Source organism: Streptomyces sp. col6, from assembly GCF_008042035.1.
GTDB lineage: Bacteria > Actinomycetota > Actinomycetes > Streptomycetales > Streptomycetaceae > Streptomyces.
In genome coordinates, this window is record NZ_RDBL01000006.1 from 1,186,143 (window position 1) to 1,209,053 (window position 22,911).

Annotated in this window: 19 protein-coding genes; 11 read left to right on the forward strand and 8 right to left on the reverse strand. The window is 71.5% G+C overall.

Features of this window, described 5'->3' with window-relative positions; translation table 11 throughout:
- Positions 1-18: 18 nt before the first annotated feature.
- On the forward strand, positions 19-1,719 hold the full coding sequence (locus EAO73_RS09525) for a methylmalonyl-CoA mutase (RefSeq protein WP_147970944.1): 1,701 nt from the start codon (positions 19-21) through the stop codon (positions 1,717-1,719).
- 17 nt (positions 1,720-1,736) lie between these two features.
- On the opposite strand, the gene EAO73_RS09530 is transcribed toward EAO73_RS09525, so the two are convergent.
- Positions 1,737-2,366, reverse strand: a complete 630-nt coding sequence (locus EAO73_RS09530) for a TetR/AcrR family transcriptional regulator (protein ID WP_147970945.1) — start codon at positions 2,364-2,366, stop codon at positions 1,737-1,739.
- Positions 2,367-2,684: 318 nt separating this feature from the next.
- On the opposite strand from EAO73_RS09530, the gene EAO73_RS09535 reads away from it, so the two are divergent.
- The 6 genes from EAO73_RS09535 to EAO73_RS09565 all read left to right on the forward strand — a co-directional run bounded on the left by EAO73_RS09535 (position 2,685) and on the right by EAO73_RS09565 (position 8,784).
- The gene (locus EAO73_RS09535) at positions 2,685-3,656 is read left to right on the forward strand and encodes a tetratricopeptide repeat protein (protein WP_147970946.1); all 972 of its coding nucleotides are present in this window, start codon (positions 2,685-2,687) and stop codon (positions 3,654-3,656) included.
- 679 nt (positions 3,657-4,335) lie between these two features.
- Positions 4,336-4,953 (forward strand): DUF6230 family protein, encoded by a 618-nt coding sequence (locus EAO73_RS09545; RefSeq protein WP_224756220.1) that lies wholly within the window; start codon positions 4,336-4,338, stop codon positions 4,951-4,953.
- Between the two features lie 93 nt (positions 4,954-5,046).
- Positions 5,047-5,619: a DUF6114 domain-containing protein gene (locus EAO73_RS09550; RefSeq protein WP_147970948.1), complete on the forward strand. Its 573-nt coding sequence runs from the start codon at positions 5,047-5,049 to the stop codon at positions 5,617-5,619.
- Entirely contained in the window at positions 5,609-6,934 is a 1,326-nt protein-coding gene (locus EAO73_RS09555) for a hypothetical protein (protein ID WP_147970949.1), read from the forward strand. Before EAO73_RS09550 ends, EAO73_RS09555 begins: the two co-directional genes overlap by 11 nt.
- Before the next feature lie 160 nt (positions 6,935-7,094).
- Positions 7,095-8,036 carry a hypothetical protein gene (locus EAO73_RS09560; protein ID WP_147971484.1) on the forward strand — a complete coding sequence of 314 codons (942 nt, stop codon included), beginning with the start codon at positions 7,095-7,097 and terminating at the stop codon, positions 8,034-8,036.
- A complete protein-coding gene (locus tag EAO73_RS09565) occupies positions 8,020-8,784 on the forward strand; it encodes a hypothetical protein (protein WP_147970950.1) in 765 nt (254 codons plus the stop codon). The genes EAO73_RS09560 and EAO73_RS09565 overlap by 17 nt, the downstream gene beginning before the upstream one ends.
- A gap of 54 nt (positions 8,785-8,838) precedes the next feature.
- On the opposite strand, the gene pyk is transcribed toward EAO73_RS09565, so the two are convergent.
- From pyk to pta, 3 genes are all read right to left on the reverse strand, one after another.
- Positions 8,839-10,269, reverse strand: a complete 1,431-nt coding sequence (gene pyk, locus EAO73_RS09570) for a pyruvate kinase (protein WP_147970951.1) — start codon at positions 10,267-10,269, stop codon at positions 8,839-8,841.
- A 74-nt stretch (positions 10,270-10,343) separates the two neighbouring features.
- Positions 10,344-11,585, reverse strand: a complete 1,242-nt coding sequence (locus EAO73_RS09575) for an acetate kinase (protein WP_147970952.1) — start codon at positions 11,583-11,585, stop codon at positions 10,344-10,346.
- A 5-nt stretch (positions 11,586-11,590) separates the two neighbouring features.
- Positions 11,591-13,663: a phosphate acetyltransferase gene (gene pta, locus EAO73_RS09580; RefSeq protein ID WP_147970953.1), complete on the reverse strand. Its 2,073-nt coding sequence runs from the start codon at positions 13,661-13,663 to the stop codon at positions 11,591-11,593.
- Positions 13,664-13,926: 263 nt separating this feature from the next.
- On the opposite strand from pta, the gene EAO73_RS09585 reads away from it, so the two are divergent.
- Positions 13,927-14,952 (forward strand): ATP-dependent 6-phosphofructokinase, encoded by a 1,026-nt coding sequence (locus EAO73_RS09585; RefSeq protein WP_018521207.1) that lies wholly within the window; start codon positions 13,927-13,929, stop codon positions 14,950-14,952.
- Positions 14,953-15,023: 71 nt separating this feature from the next.
- Here EAO73_RS09585 and EAO73_RS09590 read toward each other — a convergent pair whose 3' ends face one another.
- From EAO73_RS09590 to EAO73_RS09600, 3 genes are all read right to left on the reverse strand, one after another.
- The gene (locus EAO73_RS09590; RefSeq protein WP_147971485.1) at positions 15,024-15,653 is read right to left on the reverse strand and encodes a helix-turn-helix domain-containing protein; all 630 of its coding nucleotides are present in this window, start codon (positions 15,651-15,653) and stop codon (positions 15,024-15,026) included.
- Between the two features lie 175 nt (positions 15,654-15,828).
- Positions 15,829-16,503 carry a response regulator gene (locus EAO73_RS09595; protein ID WP_147970954.1) on the reverse strand — a complete coding sequence of 225 codons (675 nt, stop codon included), beginning with the start codon at positions 16,501-16,503 and terminating at the stop codon, positions 15,829-15,831.
- Entirely contained in the window at positions 16,500-18,161 is a 1,662-nt protein-coding gene (locus EAO73_RS09600) for an ATP-binding protein (RefSeq protein ID WP_147970955.1), read from the reverse strand. The genes EAO73_RS09595 and EAO73_RS09600 overlap by 4 nt, the downstream gene beginning before the upstream one ends.
- A gap of 135 nt (positions 18,162-18,296) precedes the next feature.
- On the opposite strand from EAO73_RS09600, the gene EAO73_RS09605 reads away from it, so the two are divergent.
- From EAO73_RS09605 to trxA, 3 genes are read left to right on the forward strand one after another with little or no spacing between them, the layout of a single operon-like run.
- Entirely contained in the window at positions 18,297-19,670 is a 1,374-nt protein-coding gene (locus tag EAO73_RS09605) for a cation:dicarboxylate symporter family transporter (protein ID WP_147971486.1), read from the forward strand.
- 43 nt (positions 19,671-19,713) lie between these two features.
- Complete coding sequence (locus EAO73_RS09610) at positions 19,714-20,118, forward strand: MerR family transcriptional regulator (protein WP_147970956.1); 405 nt, start codon at positions 19,714-19,716, stop codon at positions 20,116-20,118.
- A gap of 3 nt (positions 20,119-20,121) precedes the next feature.
- A complete protein-coding gene (gene trxA, locus EAO73_RS09615) occupies positions 20,122-20,454 on the forward strand; it encodes a thioredoxin (protein ID WP_147970957.1) in 333 nt (110 codons plus the stop codon).
- A gap of 46 nt (positions 20,455-20,500) precedes the next feature.
- Here trxA and glgB read toward each other — a convergent pair whose 3' ends face one another.
- The gene (gene glgB / locus EAO73_RS09620) at positions 20,501-22,900 is read right to left on the reverse strand and encodes a 1,4-alpha-glucan branching enzyme (protein WP_147971487.1); all 2,400 of its coding nucleotides are present in this window, start codon (positions 22,898-22,900) and stop codon (positions 20,501-20,503) included.
- Between the last annotated feature and the right edge of the window lie 11 nt (positions 22,901-22,911).

The following is a 22,911-nucleotide window of genomic DNA, read 5'->3' on the forward strand; positions in this document are numbered from 1 at the left end:
TCCTAGTAAATTGGAGGCATGGACGCTGACGCGATCGAGGAAGGCCGCCGCCGCTGGCAGGCCCGTTACGACAAGGCCCGCAAGCGTGACGCGGACTTCACCACGCTCTCCGGCGACCCGGTCGAGCCCGTCTACGGCCCCCGCCCCGGGGACGCGTACGAGGGCTTCGAGCGGATCGGCTGGCCCGGCGAGTACCCCTTCACCCGGGGGCTCCACCCGACCGGCTACCGGGGCCGCACCTGGACCATCCGCCAGTTCGCCGGCTTCGGCAACGCCGAGCAGACCAACGAGCGCTACAAGATGATCCTGGCCGCCGGCGGCGGCGGGCTGAGCGTGGCCTTCGACATGCCGACGCTGATGGGCCGCGACTCCGACGACCCGCGCGCGCTCGGCGAGGTCGGGCACTGCGGCGTCGCCATCGACTCCGCCGCCGACATGGAGGTCCTGTTCAAGGACATCCCGCTCGGTGACGTCACGACGTCGATGACGATCAGCGGCCCGGCCGTCCCGGTCTTCTGCATGTACCTGGTCGCCGCCGAGCGCCAGGGCGTCGACCCCGCCGTCCTCAACGGCACGCTCCAGACGGACATCTTCAAGGAGTACATCGCGCAGAAGGAGTGGCTCTTCCAGCCCGAGCCCCATCTGCGCCTCATCGGGGACCTGATGGAGCACTGCGCGAGCTCCATCCCCGCGTACAAGCCGCTCTCCGTCTCCGGCTACCACATCCGCGAGGCCGGGGCGACGGCCGCGCAGGAGCTGGCGTACACCCTCGCCGACGGCTTCGGCTACGTGGAGCTCGGCCTCTCGCGCGGGCTCGACGTCGACACCTTCGCGCCCGGCCTGTCCTTCTTCTTCGACGCGCACCTCGACTTCTTCGAGGAGATCGCCAAGTTCCGCGCCGCCCGCCGGATCTGGGCCCGCTGGATGAAGGAGACGTACGGCGCGAAGACCGACAAGGCCCAGTGGCTGCGCTTCCACACCCAGACCGCCGGCGTCTCGCTCACCGCGCAGCAGCCGTACAACAACGTCGTACGCACCGCGGTCGAGGCCCTGTCCGCCGTCCTCGGCGGCACCAACTCGCTGCACACCAACGCCCTCGACGAGACCCTCGCGCTCCCCTCCGAGCAGGCCGCCGAGATCGCGCTGCGCACCCAGCAGGTGCTGATGGAGGAGACCGGCGTCGCCAACGTGGCCGACCCGCTGGGCGGTTCCTGGTACGTGGAGCAGCTCACCGACCGCATCGAGGCCGACGCCGAGAAGATCTTCGAGCAGATCAAGGAGCGCGGCACCCGCGCCCACCCCGACGGGCAGCACCCGGTCGGCCCGATCACCTCCGGCATCCTGCGCGGCATCGAGGACGGCTGGTTCACCGGCGAGATCGCCGAATCCGCCTTCCGGTACCAGCAGTCGCTGGAGAAGGGCGACAAGCGCGTCGTCGGCGTCAACGTCGCGCACGGCTCGGTCACCGGCGACCTGGAGATCCTGCGGGTCAGCCACGAGGTCGAGCGCGAGCAGGTCCGCGTGCTCGCCGGCCGCAAGGAGGGCCGCGACGACGCCCGGGTCAAGTCCGCCCTGGACGCGATGCTGGCCGCCGCCCGCGACGGCTCCAACATGATCGCCCCGATGCTCGACGCGGTCCGCGCGGAGGCGACCCTCGGCGAGATCTGCGGCGTCCTTCGCGACGAGTGGGGCGTCTACACGGAGCCGGCCGGCTTCTGACGTACGTACGGCCGCCGCTAACCGGCGGCGGCCGCACCCAGCCCCGCCAGCAGCAGCAGCGTGAAGCGCCGGGCCCAGTCGGCATCGACGGGCTCGGCGCTCACCAGTGTCCGGTGCACCACCGCGCCGGCGATCACATCGAAGATCAGGTCCGCCGTCAGCGCCGCCGTCGCCTCGTCCGGCTCGACGGGCAGCTCGCCGCGCTCCTGCGCCCGCCGCCGCCCCTGGAGCACGAGGCGCTTCTGCCGGTTGACGATCGAGTCGCGGATACGGGCCCGCAGCGCCTCGTCCCGCGTCGACTCCGCGACCACCGCCATCAGCGCGGTCCGGGTCTCCGGCCGGTCCAGCAGCGCGGCGAACTGCAGCACCACCGCCTCCACGTCGGCGGCCAGGCTGCCCAGGTCCGGCAGCTCCAGTTCGTCGAAGAGCACCGCGACCGCGTCCACGACCAGTTCGTTCTTGCCCGCCCAGCGCCGGTAGAGGGTCGTCTTGGCGACCCCGGCCCGCGTCGCCACGTCACCCATCGTCAGCTTCGACCAGCCGAGGTCCACGAGGGAGGCTCTGGTCGCCTCCAGGATCGCCTCGTCGGCCTCGGCGCTGCGCGGGCGTCCCGATCGTGCGGGTTTGGGGTGGCTGCGGCTGAGCATGCGGCGACCATACCCGTCAGTAGGTAAATCCGACCGGTCCCGATACCCGTGAGACAGATCACCGAACACTCTTGTGCACGAGGGGTCGTGGCCAGTTACGCTACGGGTCGTAGCGTAAGGCGTCGGCCCCGGCCGGCGTGAGCGCCACGAACGATCGACAGCCACAGGCGCCGGGTGGGGACCGGGCGCCGAACCGGGTCTTTCAGGGGCCCCGCGGCCGTGTCTGTCCGTCCACCTCGCACACCGGCGAGAGGTGCGGACGGGCGCGGTTCACGTATCGCTTTCCGGAACAGCGCACCGAGGGGGGAGGATGTACGCATGCAGCCCAGAAACATGTCCATGAGCGGCGTCGTCGACCTCGCCGCGGTGAAGGCGGCCGGAGAGGCCAAGGCGAAGGCGGAGCAGACCCGCGCCGAGTCCGCCCGGCAGGGCGGCCCCGCGGCCGTCCCCGCGTCCTCCCTCGTGATCGACGTCAACGAGGCGGGCTTCGAGAACGACGTCCTCCAGCGCTCCGCCGAAGTGCCCGTCGTCATCGACTTCTGGGCCGAGTGGTGCGAGCCGTGCAAGCAGCTGGGTCCGCTCCTGGAGCGCCTGGCCCACGAGTACAACGGCCGCTTCCTGCTGGCCAAGGTCGACGTCGACGCCAACCAGATGCTGATGCAGCAGTTCGGCATCCAGGGCATCCCGGCCGTCTTCGCCGTCGTCGCCGGACAGGCGCTGCCCCTCTTCCAGGGCGCGGCCCCCGAGGCCCAGATCCGCCAGACCCTGGACCAGCTGATCCAGGTCGGCGAGGAGCGCTTCGGCCTCACCGGTATCGCGGTCGACCCGGCGGGCGCCCCGGAGGCCCAGGCGGCGGCTCCGGCTCCCCCCGGCCCCTACGACGCCCTCCTGGAGGCGGCGGCGCAGGCGCTGGACGCCAATGACTTCCCGGGTGCCGTCCAGGCGTACAAGAACGTCCTGTCCGACGACCCGGCCAACACGGAGGCCAGGCTCGGTCTCGCCCAGGCGGAACTGCTGGCCCGCGTGCAGCGGACGGATCCGCAGAAGGTGCGTCAGGAGGCCGCCGAGAAGCAGGCCGACGTGGACGCGCAGCTGGCGGCGGCCGACCTCGACCTCGTCGGAGGCCACGTGGAGGACGCCTTCGGGCGGCTCGTGGAGACGGTGCGCCGCACGTTCGGCGACGACCGCGACCGGGTCCGGCTGCGGCTGCTCGACCTCTTCGAGGTGATCGGCCCGGAGGACCCGCGGGTCGCTGCCGCGCGTACCGCGCTGGCGCGCGTCCTGTTCTGATCCGATTGGTCCGGCGCGATTGTGCCGAACTGACAACACGGCCGCGGCAGCCTCCGGGCGCCGCGGCCGTTTTCGCGATCAGGCGATAAGAGTAGGCCCTGCTTTACCAAATCTTGATAAAAGCACGGCCTGTTACTCGCAGTAAATCGATCTTTGGGATCTGTCCCGTTTCGCTCGCCCTTCCTCCTTTTCGTCCGCCACTCCGGGGCAACCCTGTGTGGCCGCTCGGTGCCAGCAGGTCGTGGCCTGGTTATGAGGGCGTTACCAGCGAGTAACGAACCCCCTTGTGTCACGGCCGGGAATGGACCACGATCGGCCACGCTCGGTCCAATAACGCCAGTCCGGCTGCCAGTCGGGAGCGGCGGCTCCGTTGGGTCCCCACCGAGCGGGTCGGCGGCAGTGGCGCCGGCTCCGGACAGGGGGGTTCCTGCCGGTCGGCAGGGCCTGTCCGATCAGGTCACGCACACGCGTGACCCGTGGTTGTCGCTCGGGGGTGATCGCCGGTGATGCGGACGCGGTACATGCCTCCGTACGCGGGCGCTCTCCTTTCCGAGGACGTAGCACTTCTCCCATCCCAGGTCGGGCAGGATGCCGGACCGGAGATGTACGTCCGAGAAGGAGGAAAAATATGAGTTCCCAGGTTCGCGGTGGCACGAGATGGAAGCGTTTCGCTGTCGTCATGGTGCCGAGCGTCATAGCCACCGCCGCCGTCGGCGTCGGTCTGGCCCAGGGCGCGCTCGCCGCGTCCTTCAGCGTTTCGGGCCAGGAGTTCAAGGTCAAGGCCGGTGAACTCGAGGGCTACGACTTCGTGCAGTACGGCAGCGTGGCCACCGAGCAGGGTGCCGACCCCAAGGTGGCTGACGGCAAGGGCCACGCCGTGGCCGTGTCGGGCTTCAGCAAGGCCTACATCACGAACATGTGCCAGTCGGTCGTGACGCCCAACCTGCCGTTCGGTCTCGGCGACATCACCCTGCGGCTGGAGGCCGGTGGCGACGGGCACGACCGTGTCTACGCCAAGGACCTCTACCTCGATGTGTCGGAACTCGACGGCGACGCCAAGTTCAGCAACATCGACATCGGCGTGGCCGCCGGTTCGCTGAAGAAGGACAAGCCGGGCAGCATCGGCATCCAGCCCGGTACGCAGGCCAACCCCAACGGGTTCGCCCAGCGTGCCGAGAAGGCCGTGCTGACCGACGTCCACCAGAAGGCGTGGGCCACGACGGCCGGCACCTTCAACCTCAGTGGACTGAAGCTGCGCCTGCACAAGGGCTCCGGCGCCGGCAAGGAGTGCTACTAAGCACTCGCCGGGCGGCCGGGGGCGCTTCGCGTGTCCCCGGCCGCCCACCCTTCTCCTTCTCACAGCAGTACCGGTTCCAGGGAGCTGTTTTCCATGAGCCCCGAATCCCAAGGGCAGAACGAGCACTACCTCTCCATCGCCTGGCGAGGCTTCCGCACCTGGCGGGGTGACCGGCCGTTCTGGGCCGGACTGTTCACCATGCTGGGCGGCTTGCCCATCATGTACTTCCCGTACGCGAACATGCACCTCGGCAACATGACGCTGGCGATGTCCACCACCGCCGGCGCCGGTTCGCTGATCATCGGTGTCCTGCTCGTCACGCTGGGCCTGACGATGTGGTTCCACAGCATCGTCCGCGTGTTCGCCGGTGTCGCGGCGATTCTGCTGGCTCTGATCTCCATACCCGTCGCCAACATCGGCGGCTTCGTGATCGGCTTCGTCTTCGCCCTGATCGGCGGCGCGCTCTCCGTGTCGTGGGTCCCGGGCGAGGCACCGGCTGAGGGCGAGCCCGCGCCGGCCGCTCCCTCCGAGGAGGCCCCGGAGACCGTCTCGTTCGCGAAGGACGAGCCGCTTCCCGAGGGCGTGCTCCACGGGGCGGGCATCCCCGAGCAGCAGACGTACGACACGACCGTCGAGACCGAGGGCGGGAGGCATCGTGCGGGGTGACGACAAGCAGGTGAACCGCGCGGACGAGAGCGGGTTCCAGGAACGCAGAGGACCCCGCCACGCCGCCCCCAGGAAGTCGCTGCTGACGAAGCTCCACATGCCCTCGGGCAAGAAGGCGTTCGCGCTCGCCGCGATGCCGACGGCGGTCTTCGTCGGGATGGGGCTCACGCCGAAGCTGGCGATGGCCGACGACTCGACGGACATCCCCTATGCGCCCGGCCCCTGTGTGACCCGCTCCGACGAGCCGAGCGAGTCGGCCGACCCGACGCCCTCCGCGTCGAAGACGCCGTCCCCGTCGGCGAGCACGAGCAGCAAGCCGGCCCCGGAGACGAGCGACAAGGCGACTCCGAAGCCCACGGCCACCGGCTCGGCGGCCGACAAGGGCAGCGAGGCCGGCGACACCGCCGACACCGCGAAGCAGAAGAGCACCGACGCCGCACCGGCCGAGACCCCGGCCGCCACGCCGTCGCCCACCAAGTCGAAGAACCCTCTCGACCCGCTGGGCCTCGGCGACGCGCTCAAGGACCTCTTCGACGGACCGGACAAGGAGACGGCGAGCCCGTCCCCGACACCCACCACCGCGAGCCCGAAGCCCTCGGACTCCGCCACCGCGGACACCAAGGACAAGGCCGAGGACAAGCCGGCCGAGAAGACCGTCGAGAAGGCCACCGGCGCGGCGAAGGACACGGTCGACAAGACCACCGACGCCATCCGCGAGGCGGCCGGCAAGGCGGGCAAGACGGTCGAGGAGCTCGACGAGGACGTCAAGGGCACCGACGCCAAGAAGGACGAGGACATCCCGGACGGCGCCAAGGAGCCGTTCCCGTGTCCGACCGCCGACCCGGAGGCCCTGGCCAACGCGAAGGCGGAGCCCGGCATCCCCATGCTGCCCAGCGACCCGTGGATCCTGGAGAGCTCGCTGCTCACCCTGAACGGGCTCGACTACAAGGGCATCGTCGAGGTGCAGAAGGCCGACGGCACCACCAAGAAGGTGCTGAAGTTCACCGCGTCCTCGATCGACATCAAGGACCTGCACCAGCTGACGACCGGTCCGCAGTCGGGCGTCACCGGCCATGTGCAGGCGAGCAAGGGCTCGACCTCCACCATCAGGAACGGCACGGTGACGATGTACACGGAGGAGCTGAAGGGCAACCTCTTCGGCCTCATCCCGATCACCTTCAGCCCGGAGACCCCGCCCCCGTTGAACGTCCCGTTCGCCTTCTTCACCAAGGTGAAGGTCACCCAGGCCGGCCAGTTCGGCGGCACGCTGACCGTCCCGGGACTGCACAACTATTTCACCAAGGACGGCGCCTGACGCCTCTCGGTAGCATGGCAAAGGCCCGCCGCCTCTCGGGGTGCGGGCCTTTGCCATGCTCATCAACGTCTGCGGGGGACAAGTGAGTTCGACGTACGTCACAGAACCGGGCGAAGCCCGCATCGAGCCGGTGCGGGGCACGGCCGACACCACCCGGCCCGTGGCCGATCCCGGCCGGGTGCCCGTCCGGGTCCATGACGCCGGGGTCTACTACCGCCGGTTCTTCGCGCCCGACGAGGACCACTTCGGGCGCATCCGTGCCGAGCACGCGTTCCAGTCGCTGACCGAGTCCACCAAGGCCGGCACCGCCCACCGCACCGGGATCTACCTCACGCCTGTCACCCGGGACGGGGACGAGCTGCACTTCCGGCTGCTGCGGTGCTCCACGAACCTCTCGGGTCCGACCGAGAACTTCGGCCCGGCCGACACGGAGATCGTCGACGCGCTGAACCGTGAGGCCGCCACGGTCTTCCGGGACCACGCGCCGCTGAACCATGTCCTCGCGCAGACGTACCACAACACCCCTGCCACGACCGGGCGCAAGCAGTCCAAGGCCAGGATCTCGTCCCACGCCGACAAGACGAAGGACATGCCCCGCAACGGCGTCATGGCCTTCTGCACCTTCTACGACCGGCTCGACGGGCTGAGCCCCATGGCCGACGACCCCTACGACTACGGTGTCGGGCGCGCGAGCGCACTCACCCGGCTCCGCTTCCGCCTCAAGGACCCGGCGGACGAACGCGAGGGCCGGCCCGAGCAGTTCACGCTGACGCTCCACCCCGGCTCGGTCTTCCTCATGCCGCTGTCCACCAACCGCCTGTACACGCACGAGGTCCGGCCCTCCACGCTGAACGCCGAGTACCTGCCGACCCGTCTGGGATACGTGGTGCGCTGTTCGAGCGCCGAGGCCGTGCACCGGGACGGCCGTACGTTTCTCAAGGGCGCGGCGGGCCCGGTGGAGCTGGAGGAGCCCACGGAGGCGGGCATGGAGGAGCTGCGCGCGCTGTACGCCGAGGAGAACCGGACCACGGCGTTCATCGACTACGGCGACCGGTTCCGCTTCAGCATGAACGCGGGGGACTACCGTGCTCCCCGGCTCTGAGGACATCGTCCGGTGCTCGCTGCCCGCCGGGCCGGACCTCTTCGCGGAGCTGTGCGCGGCGACGCCCATGGAGGACGTCGGGAAGGGCCGCAAGGGCGCGGTGCTGACCCGGGCCGACGCGGACGGCGGGGTGCCGCTCGTACGGACGACGACGCGGTACGCGCGCCCCGCGCTGCGTTTCCGGGACGTACACGAGCGGCTGGCGGGGGAGATACGCGAGCGCGCGGGGCTCCCGGCCGTCCTCGACAACGCGCTCGCCGAGCGCTACACGAGCGCGTACACGACGATGGGCCGGCACTCCGACCAGGCGCTCGACCTGGCCGACGACGGGTACATCGCCGTCCTCTCCTGCTACCGGGAGCCGGAGGCGGACCCGCGGCGGCTGCTGATCTTCGAGTCGAAGGAGGAGCCCGGCGCCGGGACGCTGGAGATCCCGCTCGTCCACCACGGTGTCGTCGTCTTCTCCGTGGCGGCCAACCGGCGGCTCAGGCACCGGATCGTCGTGGATCCCGCCGGAGGGCCGGGGGACAACGAGTGGCTGGGCCTCACGTTCCGGACGTCGAAGACCGTACTGCGCTTCCGCGACGGGCAGCCGTACCTCCCGCAGGGCGTACCGCTCACGCTGGCGGACGAGGAGCGGAGCCGTACGTTCTACGGGCTGCGGCGCCGCGAGAACAACGAGACGGACTTCGTTTACCCGGAGCTGGACTGCACCGTCAGCACGAGCGACTTGGTGCCGCCGGTCTGAACAGGCCGGTGCCCCCGGTTGCGGGAACCGGGGGCACCGTTGTCGTGCGGGGCGTCAGCCCTGGTCCTGGCCGCCCACGTGGTGGACGCGGACCATGTTGGTGGTGCCGGGGACACCGGGGGGCGAGCCGGCCGTGATGACCATCGTGTCGCCCGTGTTGTAGCGGCCGAGCTTCAGCAGCTCCGAGTCGACCAGGTCCACCATCGCGTCCGTGTTGTCCACGTGCGGGACGACGTGGGCCTCGACACCCCAGCTGAGGGCCAGCTGGTTGCGGGTGGCCTCGTCCGTGGTGAAGGCCAGGATCGGCTGGGCCGCGCGGTAGCGGGACAGCCGGCGGGCGGTGTCACCGGACTTGGTGAAGGCGACCAGGGCCTCACCGCCCAGGAAGTCCGCGATCTCGCAGGCCGCGCGGGCGACCGAACCGCCCTGGGTACGGGGCTTCTTGCCCGGCACCAGCGGCTGGAGGCCCTTGGAGAGCAGCTCCTGCTCGGCGGCGACCACGATCTTCGACATGGTCTTGACGGTCTCGATCGGGTACGCGCCGACCGAGGACTCCGCGGAGAGCATGACCGCGTCCGCGCCGTCCAGGATGGCGTTGGCGACGTCGGACGCCTCGGCGCGGGTCGGACGGGAGTTGGTGATCATCGACTCCATCATCTGGGTCGCCACGATCACCGGCTTGGCGTTGCGCCGGCACAGCTCCACCAGGCGCTTCTGCACCATCGGGACCTTCTCCAGCGGGTATTCGACGGCGAGGTCGCCGCGGGCGACCATCACACCGTCGAACGCCATGACGACGCCCTCCATGTGCTCGACGGCCTGCGGCTTCTCCACCTTGGCGATGACGGGGACCCGGCGGCCCTCCTCGTCCATCACCTTGTGGACGTCCTTGACGTCGTTGGCGTCGCGGACGAAGGAGAGCGCGACCAGGTCGCAGCCCATCCGCAGCGCGAACCGCAGGTCCTCGACGTCCTTCTCGGACAGGGCCGGGACGTTGACCGCGGCACCCGGCAGGTTGATCCCCTTGTGGTCGGAGATCACCCCGCCCTCGATGACGATGGTGTGGACGCGGGGGCCCTCGACGGAGACGACCTTCAGCTCGACGTTGCCGTCGTTGATCAGGATGGGGTCGCCCTTGGCGACGTCACCGGGCAGGCCCTTGTAGGTCGTACCGCAGATCGACTTGTCCCCGGGGACGTCCTCGGCGGTGATGACGAACTCGTCCCCGCGGACCAGCTCGACCGGACCCTCGGCGAACTTCGCCAGGCGGATCTTCGGGCCCTGGAGGTCGGCGAGCACGCCGACCGCCCGCCCGGTCTCGGCGGCGGCCTTGCGGACCCGGTCGTACCGACCCTGGTGTTCCGCGTGGGAGCCGTGACTGAAGTTGAAACGGGCCACGCTCATGCCGGCCTCGATCAGAGCGACGAGCTGCTCATGGGAGTCGACGGCGGGGCCGAGGGTGCAGACGATTTTGGAACGGCGCATGAGGCGGATCCTATCGGTTTGTTTCGCTGCGGAATATTCCGGCTGGTGGAAGATACAAAAGGGCGCGGGGCCGCTCAGTTGTCGACCAGTGCGAAGGTCTGATTCGCGATTTCCAGCTCCTCGTCCGTCGGCACCACGGCGACCGCGACCCGTGCGTAATCCGGCGAGATCAGCCGCGGCACCCCGGACCGTGCGGCGTTGAGATCCGCGTCCACCACCAGGCCGAGCTCCTCCAGCCCTGCGATGGCAGCCTCCCGCACCGGGCTCGAGTTCTCCCCGACCCCCGCCGTGAAGACCACGGCGTCCACCCGGCCGAGGACCGCCGTATAGGCGCCGATGTACTTCTTCAGCCGGTGGATGTAGATGTCGAAGGCGAGGGCGGCGCGCTCGTCGCCCTCGTCGACCCGGCGCCGGATCTCCCGCATGTCGTTGTCGCCGCACAGCCCCACCAGGCCGCTCCGTTTGTTGAGCAGGACGTCGATCTCGTCCGCGGACATCCCCGCCACCCGCTTCAGGTGGAAGGTGACAGCCGGATCGATGTCCCCGGAGCGGGTACCCATGACCAGCCCCTCCAAGGGGGTCAGGCCCATCGACGTCTCCACGCACCGCCCGCCCGCGACCGCCGAAGCGGACGCCCCGTTGCCCAGGTGCAGCACGATGACGTTGACGTCCTCGGGCTCCTTGCCGAGCAGCCGGGCCGCCTTGCGGGAGACGTACGCGTGCGAGGTGCCGTGGAAGCCGTAGCGGCGGATGCGGTGCGCGTCGGCCGTCTCCACGTCGATCGCGTAGCGCGCCGCGTACTCCGGCATCGTCGTGTGGAACGCCGTGTCGAACACCGCCACCTGCGGCAGGTCCGGGCGCAGGGCCATGGCGGTGCGGATGCCGGTGATGTTGGCCGGGTTGTGCAGCGGGGCGACCGGGACCAGCCGCTCGATCTCCTTCAGCACGTCGTCGGTGATCACGGTCGGCTCGGTGAACCGCAGCCCGCCGTGCACCACCCGGTGCCCGATCGCCGCCAGCTCGGGGGAGTCCAGGCCGAGCCCGTCCGCCGCCAGCTCCTCGGCCGCAGCCTTCAGCGCCTCGTCGTGGTCGGCGATCCGGCCCTCGCGCTCCCGGGGCTCGCCGTCGCCGCTCAGCGGGGTGTGGACGAGCCGGGAGGTCTCCTCGCCGATCCGCTCGACGAGACCGGACGCCAGCCGGGAGCGGTCACGCATGTCGAGCAGCTGGTACTTCACGGACGAGGAGCCGGAGTTGAGCACGAGCACCCGGCTCGGCTTGCCCTGGGCCGCGGTCTCTTCGGTGTTCGGGGTGGTCATGCGGGTCACTCCTCGCCCTGTGCCTGGATCGCCGTGATGGCCACGGTATTCACGATGTCCTGCACGAGGGCTCCCCGGGACAGGTCGTTGACGGGCTTGCGCAGCCCCTGGAGGACCGGGCCGACGGCCACGGCGCCCGCCGAGCGCTGCACGGCCTTGTAGGTGTTGTTGCCGGTGTTCAGGTCCGGGAAGATCAGGACCGTCGCCTGGCCCGCCACTTCGGAGCCGGGCAGCTTGGTCGCGGCGACGCTCGGCTCGACCGCCGCGTCGTACTGGATGGGGCCCTCGATCCGGAGATCCGGGCGGCTCGCGCGCACCCGGTCCGTCGCCTCGCGGACCTTGTCGACGTCGGCGCCGGTGCCCGAGGTCCCCGTCGAGTACGACAGCATCGCGATGCGCGGGTCCACCCCGAAGCGGGCTGCGGTGGCGGCCGACTGGACGGCGATGTCCGAGAGCTGCTCGGCGTCCGGGTCCGGGTTGACCGCGCAGTCGCCGTACACCAGCACCTTGTCGGCGAGGCACATGAAGAAGACCGAGGACACGATCGAGGCGTCCGGCTTGGTCTTGATGATCTCGAACGCCGGGCGGATCGTCGCCGCCGTGGAGTGCACCGCCCCGGAGACCATGCCGTCGGCCAGGCCCTCCTGGACCATCAGGGTGCCGAAGTAGTTCACGTCCGAGACGACGTCGTGCGCCAGCTCGACCGTCACCCCGCGGTGCGCCCGCAGCTGTGCGTACCGCTCGGCGAACGACTGGCGCAGCTCCGAGGTCTGCGGGTCGATGAGCTGGGTGCCGGCCAGGTCGATGCCCAGGTCCGCGGCCTTCTTGCGGATGACGTCGACGTCGCCGAGGAGGGTGAGGTCGCAGACGTCGCGCCGCATCAGGACGTCGGCCGCGCGCAGCACCCGCTCCTCGGTGCCCTCCGGCAGGACCACCCGGCGCCGGTCCGCGCGCGCCTGCTCCAGCAGCTCGTGCTCGAACATCATCGGCGTGACCCGGCCGCTGCGGGCGACCGAGATCCGGTCGAGCAGCGCGGCGGTGTCGACATGGCGCTCGAAGAGGCCGAGGGCGGTCTCCGCCTTGCGCGGGGTGGCCGCGTTGAGCCTGCCCTCCAGGGCGAAGAGCTCCCCGGCCGTGGGGAAGGAGCCACCGGCCACCGAGACGACCGGGGTGCCCGGTGCGAGTCGTGCGGCCAGCGTGAGTATCTCCTCGCCGGGCCGCTCGTTCAGCGTCAGCAGCACCCCGGCGATGGGCGGCGTCCCGGCGCTGTGCGCGGCGAGCGAGCCGACCACCAGGTCGGCGCGGTCCCCGGGCGTCACCACCATGCACCCCGGGGTCAGCGCCTTCAGCAGGTTCGGCAGCATCGCGCCGCCGAAGACGAAGTCCAGCGCGTCCCTGGCGAGCCCCGCGTCGTCGCCCAGCAGCACCGTGCCGTCCAGGGCCGCGGTGATCTGGGCGACCGTCGGCGCCGAGAGGGCCGGTTCGTCCGGCAGCACCGAGCAGGGGACCGGCAGGGTGGCGGCGAGACGTTCCGCGACGACATCGCGGTCGGAGGGGGCCACCCGGTTCACGATCATCGCCAGGACGTCGCAGCCCAGGCCCGAGTAGGCCCGGTACGCGTTGCGCGTCTCGGCGCGCACCGACTCGGCGTTCTGGTCCCGGCCGCCGACCACCGCGATCACCGAGGCGCCGAACTCGTTGGCGAGGCGGGCGTTGAGCGCCAGCTCGTCGGGGAGCTGGGTCGCGGAGTAGTCGGTGCCGAGGACGAGCACCACCTCGTAGTCCGCGGCCACCCGGTGGAAGCGCTCGACGAGCAGGGAGACCAGTTCGTCGGTCCCCTGCTCCGCCTGGATCGCGGACGCCTCGTGGTAGTCCATCCCGTAGACCGTGGCCGGGTCCTGGGAGAGCCGGTAGCGGGCCCGCAGCAGCTCGAAGAGCCGGTCGGGGTCGTCGTGGACCAGGGGGCGGAAGACCCCGACGCGGTCCACCTGGCGGGTCAGCAGCTCCATGACGCCCAGATCGACGACCTGGCGGCCGTCTCCCCGGTCGATCCCGGTCACGTACACGCTGCGCGTCACGCGTGCTCTCCCGTCGTCTCTGGTCCGGTATGGTGCCCGGTTCGAGTGGTAATCGCCCGTTTGACGATACCCGTGGGGGCGCAGGGGCCGCCCGCCGGACGACTGCCCCGCGAAGCCGCTCCCGTGCGGCCCGGGAGCATCCGGGAGCGCGGGCCGGGCGCCCGGCGTGGGACACTCGTCGGGACTCACGGTACGGGGGAGGCGGAAGAAGCCCCCGCCCCGGATGCCGGTGGACGGGCCCAGCGAGCAGGAGATACAGCAGGATGCGCATCGGAGTTCTCACCGCAGGCGGCGACTGCCCCGGCCTGAACGCAGTGATCCGTTCCGTCGTCCACCGGGCCGTCGTCGGCCACGGCGACGAGGTCATCGGCTTCGAGGACGGCTTCAAGGGCCTCCTCGACGGCCACTTCCGGCCCCTCGACCTGAACGCGGTCAGCGGCATCCTGGCCCGCGGCGGCACCATCCTCGGCTCGGCCCGCCTGGAGCGCGACCGGCTGCGCGAGGCCGCCGAGAACTGCGCCGAGCTGAGCCGGCGTTACGGGATGGACGCGCTGATCCCGATCGGCGGCGAGGGCACCCTCACCGCAGCCCGGATGCTGTCGGACGCCGGGATGCCCGTCGTCGGTGTGCCCAAGACCATCGACAACGACATCTCCTCCACCGACCGCACGTTCGGGTTCGACACCGCCGTGGGCGTCGCGACCGAGGCCATAGACCGTCTGAAGACCACCGCCGAGTCCCACCAGCGTGTGATGGTCGTCGAGGTGATGGGCCGCCACGCGGGCTGGATCGCGCTGGAGTCCGGCATGGCCGGCGGCGCGCACGGCATCTGCCTGCCGGAGCGCAGGTTCGAGGTCGACGACCTGGTCAAGATGGTCGAGGAGCGCTTCGCGCGCGGCAAGAAGTTCGCCGTCATCTGCGTCGCCGAGGGCGCGCACCCGGCCGAGGGCTCCATGCCGTACGCCAAGGGCGAGATCGACCAGTACGGGCACGAGCGCTTCCAGGGCATCGGCAACCGGCTGGCCGTCGAGCTGGAGAAGCGGCTCGGCAAGGAGGCCCGGCCGGTCATCCTCGGCCACGTCCAGCGCGGTGGCACGCCGACCGCGTACGACCGGGTGCTCGCCACCCGCTTCGGCTGGCACGCGGTGGAGGCGGCGCACCGCGGCGACTTCGGCCGTATGACCGCCCTGCGCGGCAACGACGTCGAGATGGTCCCGCTCGCCGAGGCCGTCACCCAGCTCAAGACGGTCCCGCTGGACCGGATGCACGAGGCCGAGTCGGTCTTCTGACCGGACCGCGCCGCCGAAGGCGGCAGGCGGCAGGCAGGAGGGGGGTTCGCGGACGCGGGCCCCCTTTCCCGTTACGCCGAAGGGTCCGCGGTCTCCCAGAACCGGGGCACGATCCGGGCGAGGAAGGCCCGGCCCTCCTCGCCGGTGTTGCCCGGCCGGTCCGTGCCCGTGCTGCTCCAGCTCAGTGTGGAGACCATCAGCGCCTGGTAGTCGGCGTGCAGCCGCTCCAGGATCTCCTGGATGCGGCGCCGGTCCAGCGGCACCAGCTTGGCCACCGGCCGGCTGTACGCCTGCCAGCGCGTCGTGACCGCGCTGCGCAGCAGCTCCGCCAGCTCCTCCTCCCGCCCGGTCGCCGTCACGAAGTCCGCGGGCGTCAGGCCCAGCGCCTCGCTCAGCGCGGCGGACTGGCGCTCGTTGCCGCGCCATCGCCCGGACTCCTCCATCCGCAGATACGCGGCGGTGGCCATCCCGAGCCGGGCGGCCAGCTCGTCCGGCGACAGCTCCCGGGAGACCCGGTGCTCGCGCAGGCTGCGCGCGGCGGTCAGCAGCTCGCCCGGGGCGCACCACAGCACCCCCGCGAGCGCGGTGAGTTCGTATTCCGAGGGGAGCGCGAGCCCGCGCTCCCAGGCGGCCACCGTCTCGGCGGTGATCCGTAGTCCGTACTGGGCGCCGAGGCCGTAGGCGACATGGCCGGGGGCCATACCCAGGGCCTCGCGAAGTCTTCGCGCGGCGGGAGCGTTGAAAGGCGGGGTGGGGTGCACGCGCCCACCGTAGGAGGCCGGAGCCTGTCTGACTACGGTGTGTTCGCCCGAGAATACGGCTCATAGGAAGGTCCTAGGCACAAAAGCCGCATGGTGGGACCGGTCGCCCTCCGGTTCAGCGCTTTTCGGCCCGCCACCGGTAGTGCAGCTCGGGCCGCCCCACCTGCCCGTACTGCGGACTGCGCACCGCCCGCCCCACGCTCACCAGGTGTTCCAGATAGCGGCGCGCGGTGATGCGGGACATCCCCAGCTCCTGGCCGGCCGCCGCGGCCGTCACCCCGTCCGGGGCCGCCCGCAGCGCCCCGGTCACCGCCTCCAGCGTCGGAGCGCTCAGCCCCTTGGGCAGCCGGGCGGGCTCCGGGGCGCGCAGCGCGGCCAGCGCCCGGTCCACCTCGTCCTGCCCGCTCGCCTCACCGGCCGCCGCCCGGAACTCCGCGTACCGCACGAGCCGGTCCCGCAGGGTCGCGAAGGTGAACGGCTTCAGCACGTACTGGACGACGCCCAGCGACACCCCTTCGCGGACCACGGCCAGATCGCGGGCCGAGGTCACCGCGATCACGTCCGCCGCGTGCCCGGCCGCCCGCAGCGAGCGCAGCAGCTGGAGCCCGTGGCCGTCGGGCAGGTAGAGATCGAGGAGCAGCAGGTCGACGGGGACGCGCTCCAGCGCCCGGACCGCCTCGGAGCGCGAGTGCGCCACGGCGGCCACGGTGAAGCCGGGCACCCGGCCCACGTACAGCTGGTGGGCGTCGGCCGCCACGGGGTCGTCCTCGACGACCAGCACCTGGATCACGAGACCCCCTTCTTCCGCGCACGGCCGGCCCCAACCGGCGCGGGCGCACCGCCGTCCCCGCCCAGCGGCAGCCGTACGGTGAACTCGGCGCCCCCGTCGGGCCCCTGCTCCAGGGTCACCGTGCCGCCGCCCCGGTGCGCAGCCTGCCGGACCAGGGCGAGGCCGAGCCCGCGCCCCGCGCCGTTGGTCGTCCAGCCGCTGCGGAACACCTCGGCGGCATCCACCGGGTCGACCCCGGCCCCGTTGTCGGCGACCCGCAGCAGCAGCTCGCCGTCCCCGGCGAGCGCGGTGACCGTGACCCGTCCGCGCCGCGCCGGGACGGCCGCCTCCTGGGCACCGGTCACCGCGTCCACCGCGTTGTCGATGAGATTGCCGAGGATGGTCACCAGATCGCGGGCGGGCAGCGTCGCGGGCAGCGCGCCGTCGTCGATCAGGCTGTCCTCCGCGAGCACCAGCTCCACGCCCCGCTCGTTCGCCTGGGCCGCCTTGCCCAGCAGCAGGGCGGCGAGGACCGGTTCGGCGACCGCGCCCACCACCCGGTCGGTGAGCGCCTGGGCCAGCTCCAGTTCCGCCGTGGCGAAGCCCACCGCCTCGTCCGCCCGGCCCAGCTCGATCAGCGAGACGACCGTGTGCAGCCGGTTCGCCGCCTCGTGCGCCTGGGAGCGCAGGGCCCGGGTGAACCCGCGCTCGGAGTCCAGCTCCCCGGACAGCGCCTGGAGCTCGGTGTGGTCCCGCAGGGTCACCACGGTCCCGCGCCGCTCGCCCCCGACCACCGGACGCGTGTTGACGACGATCACCCGGTCCGCCGTCAGGTGCACCTCGTCCACCCGCTCCTCGGAGGCGAGCAGCGCCCCGGTCAGCGGGGCCGGCAGATCGAGATCGGCGACCCGGCGGCCGACCGAGCCCGGGGCCAGGCCGAGCAGTTCCCGGCCCGCGTCGTTGACCAGGGCGATCCGGCGCCGGCCGTCCAGCATCAGCAGCCCCTCGCGCACCGCGTGCAGGGTCGCCTCGTGGTAGTCGTGCAGCCGGCTCAGCTCGGCCGCGTTCATCCCGTGCGTGTGGCGCCGCAGCCGGGCGTTGATCACGTACGTGCCGAGGCCGCCGAGCGCGAGCGCCGCGCCCGCCGCGAGCCCCAGCGCGCCCAGCTGCGCCCGCACCTGCGAGGAGACCCGGTCCACGGTGATGCCCGCGCTGACCAGCCCGGTGATCCGGCCGCCGTCGCGGACGGGGGTGACCACGCGTATCGAGGGCCCGAGCGTGCCGGTGTACGTCTCCGAGAACGTCTCGCCGCGCAGCGCCCGCGCGGTGTGCCCGAGGAAGGTCTCACCGATCCGGCCGGCGTCCGGGTGCGTCCAGCGGACCCGGTCCGGGCTCATGATCGTGATGAAGGCGATCCCGGTGTCCTTCCGCACCCGCTCCGCGTACGGCTGGAGCGCGGCCGAGGGGTCCTCCGAGCGGATCGCCTCGCGGACGGACGGCGATCCGGCCACCGAGAGGGCCACCGCCCGCACCTGCCGCTCCGCCGTCTCCTCGGCCTGTCCCCGCCCGGAGACGTACGCGAAGAACGCGCACCCCGCGACGACGGCCGCCACCAGCACCACCTGCCACGCGAACAGCTGGCCGGCCAGGCTGCGCGGACGGGCACGGGGAAAACGCATCCCATCAGTGTGCCTGGCCGAAAACGTGTGAACGAAATGCACGCAACGGTGACCGGGGTCACAGCGGGCGGGATAGTCGCCGGGACCCCCGGCACGGGGGTGGGACGAGGACGACCCGAGGAGACCCCCGTGGCTGTGACCGCCGCCGAGCCGGACCGCACCAAGCCGGACCGCACGAAGTATCTGTATCTCGCCGTGATCGCGGCCGTGGGCCTCGGCATCCTCGTGGGCTTCGTCGCCCCCGACGCCGCCGTGGAGCTCAAGCCCATCGGCACCGGGTTCGTGAACCTGATCAAGATGATGATCTCGCCGATCATCTTCTGCACGATCGTGCTGGGCGTCGGCTCGGTCCGCAAGGCCGCCAAGGTCGGTGCCGTCGGCGGGCTCGCCCTCGGCTACTTCCTGGTGATGTCGACGGTCGCCCTGGCCATCGGCCTGGTCGTCGGCAACCTCCTGGAGCCCGGCTCCGGCCTCCACCTCACCGAGGCCGTCCGCGCCGCCGGCGAGAAGCAGGCGTCCGGGGCCGGCGAGTCCACCACGGACTTCCTGCTGGGCATCATCCCGACCACCATCGTGTCGGCCTTCACCGAGGGCGAGGTCCTGCAGACCCTGCTCATCGCCCTGCTCGCGGGCTTCGCGCTCCAGGCCCTGGGCTCGGCCGGCGAGCCGGTGCTGCGCGGCATCGGGCACATCCAGCGCCTCGTCTTCCGCATCCTCGCCATGATCATGTGGGCGGCCCCCGTCGGCGCGTTCGGCGCGATGGCCGCGGTGGTCGGTGAGACCGGCGTGGACGCGCTGAAGTCCCTCGCCGTCATCATGATCGGCTTCTACGTCACCTGCGCGCTCTTCGTCTTCGTGGTGCTCGGCGCGATCCTGCGCCTGGTGGCGGGGCTGAACATCTTCGCGCTGCTGAAGTACCTGGGCCGCGAGTTCCTGCTGATCCTGTCCACCTCCTCCTCCGAGTCGGCGCTGCCCCGGCTCATCGCGAAGATGGAGCACATGGGTGTCAGCAAGCCCGTCGTCGGCATCACCGTGCCGACCGGCTACTCCTTCAACCTGGACGGCACCGCGATCTACCTCACGATGGCCTCGCTGTTCATCGCCAACGCCACCGGCGACCCGCTGAGCATCGGTGAGCAGATCTCTCTGCTGGTCTTCATGGTCATCGCGTCCAAGGGCGCGGCGGGCGTCACCGGCGCCGGCCTCGCCACCCTCGCCGGCGGCCTCCAGTCGCACCGTCCCGAACTGGTCGACGGCGTCGGCCTGATCGTCGGCATCGACCGCTTCATGAGCGAGGCCCGCGCCCTGACGAACTTCGCGGGCAACGCGGTCGCCACGGTCCTCGTCGGTACCTGGACCAAGGAGATCGACCGCGCACGGGTGGACCAGGTGCTCTCCGGCGCGCTCCCGTTCGACGAGAAGATGCTCACCGACGAGGGCCCGGCCGAGCCGTACGTCCCCGAGGCCCGCGAGGGCGGCGAGGACCGGCCCTCGCTCACCAAGGTCTGACGCTCCTTGCCTTGACGCCGACGTCAAGGATTACGGTCGCGGTATGCGAATCGGGGAGCTGGCCGAACGGGCCGGGACGACGACGCGGACGCTGCGCTACTACGAGTCGCGCGGGCTGCTGCCCGCGCGGCGGGCGGTGAACGGCTACCGCACGTACGACGAGAGCGATCTGCGGCTCATCCAGCAGATCCGGACCCTCCAGGACTTCGGATTCGACCTGGAGGAGACCCGGCCCTTCGTGGAGTGCCTGCGCGCGGGGCACCCCGCCGGGGACGCCTGCCCCGGCTCGCTCGCCGTCTACCGGCGCAAGCTCGGCGAGCTCGACCAGCTCATCGAGCAGCTGCGGGCGGTCCGCTCGGAGGTGGGCGCCCAGCTGGCCCGCGCCGAGCTGGAGGCGTCCGCCGAGCTGCCGGGCGGCCCCGAACCACGCTGCGAACTGGGAGGATGACAGATGATCCACGTAGTGGGCGCCGACGAGGTCACCGACGAGACCTTCGACGCCGAGGTACTGGGGGAGGACCGGCCGGTCCTGGTGGAGTTCACCGCCGACTGGTGCGGCCCCTGCCGCCAGCTCGCCCCCGTCCTGGGCGCCATCGCCGAGGAGGAGCGCGAACGGCTCCGCGTCGTCCAGATCGACGTCGACCACAATCCGGCGATCAGCGCCCGGTACGGGGTCCTGTCGATGCCGACCCTGATGGTGTTCCGGGACGGTGAGCCGGTGAAGTCCATGGTCGGCGCCCGCCCGAAGCGCCGGCTCCTCCAGGAGCTGGAGGACGTGATCTGAACCGCCCGAGGGGGCGGGGCCGCCCAGGCCCCGCCCCCTCGTCGCGTCACGCCGGCTTGAACCACACGGTGGCCAGCGGCGGCAGCGTCAGCGACACGCTCGACGGCCTGCCGTGGGACCCCACCGCCTCCGCCTTCAGCGGCTCCTCGTTGCGCACGTCGCCGCCGCCGTACCGGGCCGCGTCCGTGTTCAGGACCTCCGCCCACAGCCGGGGCCCCTCCGGCACCCCGAGCCGGTAGTCGTGCCGCACCACCGGCGAGAAATTGGAGACCGCCAGCAGCGGCGCGCCCTGCGCGTCGTGGCGCAGGAACGCGAACACGTTGTCCTCCGCCGCGCCCCCGTCCACCCAGGCGAAGCCCTCCGGACGGGTGTCGCGCTGCCAGAGCGCGGGCGTCGCCCCGTACACCCTGTTCAGGTCGCCCACCAGCTCCCGCACCCCGCGGTGGTCGCCGGACGCCTCGTACGCGGGGTCCAGCAGCCACCAGTCCGGGCCGTGGCCCTCCGACCACTCCGCGCCCTGCGCGAACTCCTGCCCCATGAACAGCAGTTGCTTGCCCGGATGGGCCCACATGAAGCCCAGGTAGGCGCGGTGGTTGGCGCGCTGCTGCCACCAGTCGCCGGGCATCTTGGAGACCAGCGCCTGCTTGCCGTGCACCACCTCGTCGTGCGAGATCGGCAGCACGTAGTTCTCGCTGTACGCGTACACCATCGAGAACGTCATCTCGTTGTGGTGGTACTTGCGGTGCACCGGCTCCTTGGAGACGTAGACCAGCGAGTCGTGCATCCAGCCCATGTTCCACTTCAGCCCGAAGCCGAGGCCGCCGTGGTCGGTCGCCCGGGTCACGCCCTCCCAGGCGGTGGACTCCTCCGCGATGGTGACCACGCCCGGATTGCGCCGGTAGACCGTGGCGTTCATCTCCTGGAGGAAGGCGACCGCGTCCAGGTTCTCCCGCCCGCCGAACTCGTTGGGCGACCACTCGCCGTACTCGCGCGAGTAGTCCAGGTAGAGCATCGAGGCGACCGCGTCCACCCGCAGCCCGTCGATGTGGAACTCCTCGCACCAGTACGTGGCGTTGGCGACCAGGAAGTTGCGCACCTCGGTCCGGCCGTAGTCGAACTCCAGCGTCCCCCAGTCCGGGTGCGCGGCCCGCCTCGGGTCGGAGTGCTCGTACAGCGCCCGCCCGTCGAACTCCGCGAGCGCCCAGTCGTCGCGCGGGAAGTGCGCCGGCACCCAGTCCATGATCACGCCGATCCCGGCCCGGTGCAGCGCGTCGACCAGGAAGCGGAAGTCGTCCGGCGAACCCATCCGGGAGGTCGGGGCGTAGAAGCCGGTGACCTGGTAGCCCCAGGAGCCGCCGAAGGGGTGCTCGGCCACGGGCATCAGCTCCACATGCGTGAAGCCCAGCTCCTTGACGTACGCGGGCAGCTGCTCCGCGAGCTGACGATAGGTCAGCCCCGGCCTCCAGGAACCGAGATGCACCTCGTACACCGAGAACGGCGCCTCGTGCACGGGTACGTTCCCTCGCTTCGCCATCCACTCCTGGTCCTGCCAGACGTGGTGCGGGGCGGTCACGACCGAGGCGGTGGCGGGCGGCACCTCGGTGTGCCGGGCCATCGGGTCGGAGCGCGTCGTGTGCGAACCGTCGGGGCGGCAGATGTCGAACTTGTACAGCGCGCCCTCGCCGGTCCCGGGCAGGAACAGCTCCCACACCCCGGACGAGCCCAGCGACCGCATCGGGAAGCCGGTGCCGTCCCAGTAGTTGAAGTCGCCGCACACCCGCACGCCCCGGGCGTTGGGCGCCCACACCGTGAACCGGGTCCCGGCGACGCCCTGGTGCTCCATCGGCCGGGCCCCGAGCGCGGTCCACAGCTCCTCGTGCCGGCCCTCGCCGATCAGGTGCAGGTCCAGCTCCCCGAGCGCGGGCAGGAAGCGGTACGGGTCGTCGGTCTCGATCTCGTTGTCGTCGTACGCCACCAGCAGCCGGTACTCCGGGACCTCCGGCAGCGGCAGCACCCCGGAGAACAGCCCGTCCCCGTCGCTGTGCAGCGGCGCCCGCAGCCCCTTCGCGAGCACCGTGACCGTCCGGGCGAACGGGCGCAGCACCCGGATCGCCACTCCGTCGGCCACCTGGTGCGCGCCCAGCAGATCGTGCGGGGCGTGGTGCTCGCCGGCCAGCAGACGGCCCCGGCCGGCGGCGTCCAGCGGGGCGGCCGGGCGCAGTTCCTGGCTGCCGGCGCTGCGGGGCCCGGGCGGGGCGGCGGCCTTCTTCGCGCGCTTCGCCGGGGCGGCGGCGCCCGTCGCCGCGGTCTTCTTCGGGGACCGGGCCGCGCGCTTCTTCGCGGGCGGCGCGGCCGGCTCCGTCGCCACGGACCCGGTGGCCGGCCCGGCGACGGCCTCCGCGCGCTCGGCGGGGGCGGCCGGTGGCGCGGAGAGGGTGGCGGCGATCGGTTCCTCGG

Excerpts from the sequence above, each read along its gene's own strand:
- EAO73_RS09525 (WP_147970944.1), top strand. The coding sequence starts at position 19 with ATGGACGCTGACGCGATCGAGGAAGGCCGCCGCCGCTGGCAGGCCCGT.
- EAO73_RS09530 (WP_147970945.1), bottom strand. The coding sequence starts at position 2,366 with ATGCTCAGCCGCAGCCACCCCAAACCCGCACGATCGGGACGCCCGCGC.
- EAO73_RS09535 (WP_147970946.1), top strand. The coding sequence starts at position 2,685 with ATGCAGCCCAGAAACATGTCCATGAGCGGCGTCGTCGACCTCGCCGCG.
- EAO73_RS09545 (WP_224756220.1), top strand. The coding sequence starts at position 4,336 with ATGGTGCCGAGCGTCATAGCCACCGCCGCCGTCGGCGTCGGTCTGGCC.
- EAO73_RS09550 (WP_147970948.1), top strand. The coding sequence starts at position 5,047 with ATGAGCCCCGAATCCCAAGGGCAGAACGAGCACTACCTCTCCATCGCC.
- pyk (WP_147970951.1), bottom strand. The coding sequence starts at position 10,269 with ATGCGCCGTTCCAAAATCGTCTGCACCCTCGGCCCCGCCGTCGACTCC.
- EAO73_RS09575 (WP_147970952.1), bottom strand. The coding sequence starts at position 11,585 with ATGACCACCCCGAACACCGAAGAGACCGCGGCCCAGGGCAAGCCGAGC.
- EAO73_RS09585 (WP_018521207.1), top strand. The coding sequence starts at position 13,927 with ATGCGCATCGGAGTTCTCACCGCAGGCGGCGACTGCCCCGGCCTGAAC.
- EAO73_RS09590 (WP_147971485.1), bottom strand. The coding sequence starts at position 15,653 with ATGGCCCCCGGCCATGTCGCCTACGGCCTCGGCGCCCAGTACGGACTA.
- EAO73_RS09600 (WP_147970955.1), bottom strand. The coding sequence starts at position 18,161 with ATGCGTTTTCCCCGTGCCCGTCCGCGCAGCCTGGCCGGCCAGCTGTTC.
- EAO73_RS09610 (WP_147970956.1), top strand. The coding sequence starts at position 19,714 with ATGCGAATCGGGGAGCTGGCCGAACGGGCCGGGACGACGACGCGGACG.
- trxA (WP_147970957.1), top strand. The coding sequence starts at position 20,122 with ATGATCCACGTAGTGGGCGCCGACGAGGTCACCGACGAGACCTTCGAC.